Annotated in this window: 4 protein-coding genes; all 4 read left to right on the top strand. The window is 71.6% G+C overall.

The window, feature by feature from the left end:
• The first annotated feature begins 602 nt into the window (after positions 1 to 602).
• The 4 genes from VF665_RS10805 (at position 603) to VF665_RS10820 (ending at position 4,703) form a co-directional block, all read left to right on the top strand.
• Positions 603 to 1,772 carry a hypothetical protein gene (locus VF665_RS10805; protein ID WP_331053439.1) on the top strand — a complete coding sequence of 390 codons (1,170 nt, stop codon included), beginning with the start codon at positions 603 to 605 and terminating at the stop codon, positions 1,770 to 1,772.
• A gap of 259 nt (positions 1,773 to 2,031) precedes the next feature.
• Entirely contained in the window at positions 2,032 to 2,928 is an 897-nt protein-coding gene (locus tag VF665_RS10810; RefSeq protein WP_331053440.1) for a DUF4097 family beta strand repeat-containing protein, read from the top strand.
• A 327-nt stretch (positions 2,929 to 3,255) separates the two neighbouring features.
• Positions 3,256 to 3,816: a hypothetical protein gene (locus VF665_RS10815; protein WP_331053441.1), complete on the top strand. Its 561-nt coding sequence runs from the start codon at positions 3,256 to 3,258 to the stop codon at positions 3,814 to 3,816.
• Positions 3,817 to 3,917: 101 nt separating this feature from the next.
• The gene (locus VF665_RS10820; RefSeq protein ID WP_331053442.1) at positions 3,918 to 4,703 is read left to right on the top strand and encodes a DUF4097 family beta strand repeat-containing protein; all 786 of its coding nucleotides are present in this window, start codon (positions 3,918 to 3,920) and stop codon (positions 4,701 to 4,703) included.
• Positions 4,704 to 4,772 lie beyond the last annotated feature (69 nt).

Below are 4,772 nucleotides of genomic sequence, written 5' to 3' on the forward strand. Positions count from 1 at the left end.
CTGAGCGACTGAAGTCGCCGCAACAACGGCTGAAAGCCTCACGGTACTGCCGTGAGGCTCACACGTCCCGGAGCCCGGTGTGTGGTTCCTTCTCCGCGCAGCTGTTTTGCGGGGGAGGGGCCGCGTTCTGAGCGCGCCGCACGCTTTCCTGAGCGGATGAACCCGCCGCTCCAGAAGTGGCAAGCCCCGACTCGCGGCCGCTGCCGCCTCCGCGCTCGGGGCTTCCACTGGCGCGGCGCAATGCCCGGCGCCACACGCCGAGCCCTCCGCCACCCCGAACGGCTCCCCCTCGCCCGCTTGCGGGAGAGGGGGCTGGGGGGAGAGGGGCGCCCGCGGCATGCGCCAAACCGTGCGAGCCGCACCGAACCCGCAGTGTCTCTCCCCCTCTCCGTGCGGCTGTTTGCACGGGGAGGGGCCGGGGTAGGGGCCCCGAGCCCTGAACTGAGCCGAACTCTGCGACACACGCCGGGGCCGGGGTCCCGCCGAGTGCCCGGGACCGTCCGAGGCGCACTCCGGCCGCCCGCAGCCCCGGACGCGGCGCGGCGTCCAAGTGAACGATCCACGATCCCGCACCGCAAACCATCCACTCACGGAGGGGAGAGATGTCGGATTCCACGGCCGCGACCGCACAGGAGCTCGCCCCGCCCGCACCCCGCGCGAGACGTGGGCAGAACGGGCTGCTGTCCGCGCTGGCGGGAATGGCGGTGGGCGGGGGCGGCGCCCTGCTGGTGCTCAAGATGCTGCCGGCGCTGGGCGAGTCCACTCTTGCCGCCGTCCGCGCCCAGTACGGCCCGTGGACGCTGCCGGTCATCGTCCCGCTCGCGCTCTTCCTCGCGTTTGCCGTCATCGCGGTGCACGAGGCAGGGCACGTGGCCGCGGGCGTGGCGGCGGGGATGCGCTTTTCTCTCTTCGCCGCCGGGCCGCTGCGCATCGACCGCGATCCGGGCACGGGACGCATCGCGGTGCGCTTCAACCGCACCCCGGCGTTCTGGGGTGGCGTGGCGGGGTGCATTCCTCCGGACGGCAACCGCATCCGGCAGCGGCTGGCGTGGCTGGTCGGGGGCGGGCCAGGCGCCAGCCTGCTCCTGGCCGCGATGGCGGGAGGTCTCGCGCTCGGCGTCCCTTTGCCGCCGCTGGCGCGCTTCGCCGCCGGAATGCTGGGCGCGCTGTCCGCCGCCATCGGCCTCGCGACGCTCATCCCCATGCGCACGGGCGGGTTCATGAGCGACGGCGGGCGCCTGCTGCGCCTCGTGCGCGGCGGGCCCGCGGCCGAGCGCGACGCCGCCGCGCTGGCGCTCGTCGCCCGCGCCAACGTGGGCGAGGCTCCCCGGGAGTGGCCGCGCGAACTGGTGGAGGCGTCCACCGAACTGCGCGACGATACGCTGGAAGAGTCGATGGCGTGGATCTTTGCCTACTATCATCGCCTGGACGCGGGCGACCGCGTCGCCGCGGGCCGGGCCATGCACCGCGCGATGGAACTGCTGGACCGCTGGCCGGCCCCGCTCGTTCCCGCCGTGCAGGCGGAGGCCGCGTACTTCGCCGCGAGGTCCGGTGATCGGGACTCTGCGCGGGCGCACCTCGCCGCGATCCCCGCGAGGACGGCGAGCGTGAAAGCGTACGACCGCGACCGGGCGCTGGCCGCCCTCGCGCTCACGGACGGCGATCCCGTTGAAGCCGCGGCGCTGGCGCAAAAGGCGATGGACGCGCTCCCTCCCAACACTCCGTTCGCCGCGGCTCGCCTCCGCGAGATCATCGACGAGACCACGGCATAGACAAGGAGGGGCCGGTCGACGGCCGGTCTGCCGCGAACCGCACAGCCCCGATCGTGGACGCGTCCGCGGCCGCGCGTCGGGGCTTTCAGCCGTGGTATGCCGCGCCTCCGCCGCTCAGCCTCCCTCCCACGGAGCAGGGCTGAACCCGGATAAACCTTTCCCGCCGCGCCCGCATCCAAGCTCTCGTTGATGCGGCCGAGGCGTTTCCGGACCGGCCACGTTTCCCTCGCTGAACAACGACGACCACAGGAGCGGGACGATGCGGTACGTGACGATGGTGGCTGCTTCGGCGGCGGTGGTAGGGTTCTGGATGTCGGCGCACACGCAGCAGGCGGAGGCGGCAAGCACGCTCCGGGCCCCGGCTGCCACGGCTGGGCAGGAAGACTTCCGCTGGAGCGGCCGGGTGGCGCGCGGCCGGCAGATCGAGATCAAGGGGCTGTTTGGCGACGTGCGCGCGGAGCCCGCCACCGGTGACGAGGTGCAGGTCACCGGCCGGCGCCGCGGCCCCAACGCCGCCCAGGTGCGCATCGTAGTCGATCAGAACGACGAGGGCGTCACCATCTGCACCATCTACCCCGGCTCCGACGGCGACGACGACCGCCGCGCCGAGAACGACTGCGACGGCGACCGCGACGGGGACCACAACGGAACCGTGGACTCGGACGACGCCCGCATCGACTGGGTCGTGCGCGTTCCCGCCGGCGTAACGTTTTCGGCGGGCACCATCGACGGAAACATCACTGCCGAGGGGTTGCGCGGCCCCGTCGCGGCGGCCAGCGTCAGCGGCGACGTCACCGTTTCCACGAGCGGTTCGGCGCGTGCCGCCACCGTGAGCGGCGACGTCATCGCCAGCTTCGGCGAGGTGGGCGACGAGGAGATGGAGTTCGCGAGCGTGAGCGGCAACGTGCTTCTGCGCCTCGCCTCGGGCGTGAACGCCAGCGTGCAGGCGCAGACGCTCTCGGGGCAGATCGAGAGCGACTTTGACCTGCGCCGCGGCTCCATGACGGACAGCGACGACGATGACGACAATGATCGCGGCGGGATGAACATCGACATCCGCATCGGGCGGCAGGCGCGCGGCGACATCGGTCGCGGCGGGCGGGAACTGAGCGTCACGACCGTCAGCGGCGACATTCGCCTGGAACGCGCCCGCTGATCGCGCGACCCCGGACTTCGTGGATGGCCGGCTCCGCGAACCGCCCCTCACCCGGCGAACGCGGGAAAAGGCGAACGACGGCAAACCGACGGCAGAACGACGGCGCGGGGACGTGGCTTCGGCTCCGTCCCCGCGCTGCGTCAGACGGCGATGAAGCGGTGGCGGGTTCGGCGCGGAAGGGGCGGTGGATGCGGGCGCGGGAGGCGGAGTGCGCGGCGGGTGTGTAGTTTCAGGCGCATTCGTCGCCTGCTTCCACGACGGGGCGCGAGGACGATCCGCGGCCTCGGGTCTGCGGGCTCACCTTTCTGGCCTGGCACCGTTCTCCGGATGAGTCCTTTTGAACATCTCGCGGTCCTCATCTCCATCGTGCTGGGGCTGGGACTCACGCAGCTGCTCACCAGCCTGCACCGGCTCATCCAGGCCCGCGAACGGGTGAAGCTGTACTGGCTTTCGCTGCTCTGGGTGGCGCTGATGTTCATGAGCCAGATCGAGTGGTGGTGGGCCAGCTTTGCCCTCCGCGAGCAGACGGTGTGGAACTTCTTCTACTTTCTGTTCATCCTCCTCAGCCCCGTGTCGCTGTACCTGGCCGCGGCGTTTGCGCTCCCCGACGTGGAACGCGGCGAGCGCTACGACCTGCGCGAGTACTACTACCGCTCCCGGTTCTGGTTCTTTCTGTTCGTGGCGCTCAGCCCCGCGCTGGACGCCTGCCGGCGCGCCGTGCAGGCCGGCACGTGGGCAGACCTGGGCGCGGTGAGCAACGCCATCGCCGCCGTGTTCGTGGGCTCAATGGCGGTCAGCCGCAACGAGATCTACCACATCGTGGTCACGCTGTTCGTGGGCGGCCTGTTTCTGTACTTCATCATCTCGTCCGCCGTCCAGCTCGCCTGAAGGCCGCGTTCTCCCGCATCCGCCCGGTTCAAACCCTCGCGGCGCCGCGCGCATCCAATCCCGTGAAGGCCAACGACACTGAACTTGGGGAGATGACGACGATGCAGCACGTACGGATGGCGGCACTGGCGGCGCTGGGCGCGGGATGGATGATGGCCGCGCCGGCCGATGCGCAGCGCCAGGACTTCCGCTGGAGCGGGCAGGTGGCCCGCGGACAGTCGCTGGAAGTGCACGGGATCAGCGGCGACATCGATGCGCAGCCCGCCTCCGGCGACCGCGTGGAGGTGGTGGGGCGCTTTGCCGGGCGCAACGCCGACGAACTGCGGGTGGAGGTGGTGCAGCGCGCGGGACGCGTGATCGTGTGCACCGTCTATCCGGGGACGGTGAACGTGGGGCGCGGTGACCAGCCCTGCGGCCACAACCGCGGCAGCGGCCGGCGCAACTTCAACGGCACCGTCAACTACACGGTCCGCGTTCCCGCCGGCGTACGGCTGGTGGCGTCTACCGTGTCCGGCGACGTGCGCGCGGACGGGCTGCGCGGCGCGGTGCAGGCTGCCACGGTGTCGGGAGACGTGCGCGTCGGCACCTCCGAGACCGCTTCCGCCACCACGGTGAGCGGCGACGTGGACGTCACCTTTGGCGCGGTCACCAGCGGCACCTCGTTCTCCACCGTCAGCGGCGACGTGACGCTGCACGCGGGGTCCGGGGTGAACGCGGACGTGACCGCCAGCACGGTCTCGGGCGACATCGAGGGCGACTTCGGGGTGGAGAGCAGCCGCAGGCGCAGCCCGGGCAACCGCAACGCCAGCGGGCGCATCGGCCGCGGCGGGGCGCGGGTGAGCATCACCACCGTCAACGGCGACATCCGGGTGGAACGCGCGCGCTGATCCGGCCGCGAAGTCAGAACGCGAGAGCGGCGGGCGTCATCGCCGATTTCACATAGATCGCGGGACCCC

Source organism: Longimicrobium sp. (assembly GCF_036387355.1).
Classification (GTDB): domain Bacteria; phylum Gemmatimonadota; class Gemmatimonadetes; order Longimicrobiales; family Longimicrobiaceae; genus Longimicrobium.

Excerpts from the sequence above, each read along its gene's own strand:
- VF665_RS10805 (WP_331053439.1), top strand. The coding sequence starts at position 603 with ATGTCGGATTCCACGGCCGCGACCGCACAGGAGCTCGCCCCGCCCGCA.
- VF665_RS10820 (WP_331053442.1), top strand. The coding sequence starts at position 3,918 with ATGCAGCACGTACGGATGGCGGCACTGGCGGCGCTGGGCGCGGGATGG.
- VF665_RS10810 (WP_331053440.1), top strand. The coding sequence starts at position 2,032 with ATGCGGTACGTGACGATGGTGGCTGCTTCGGCGGCGGTGGTAGGGTTC.
- VF665_RS10815 (WP_331053441.1), top strand. The coding sequence starts at position 3,256 with ATGAGTCCTTTTGAACATCTCGCGGTCCTCATCTCCATCGTGCTGGGG.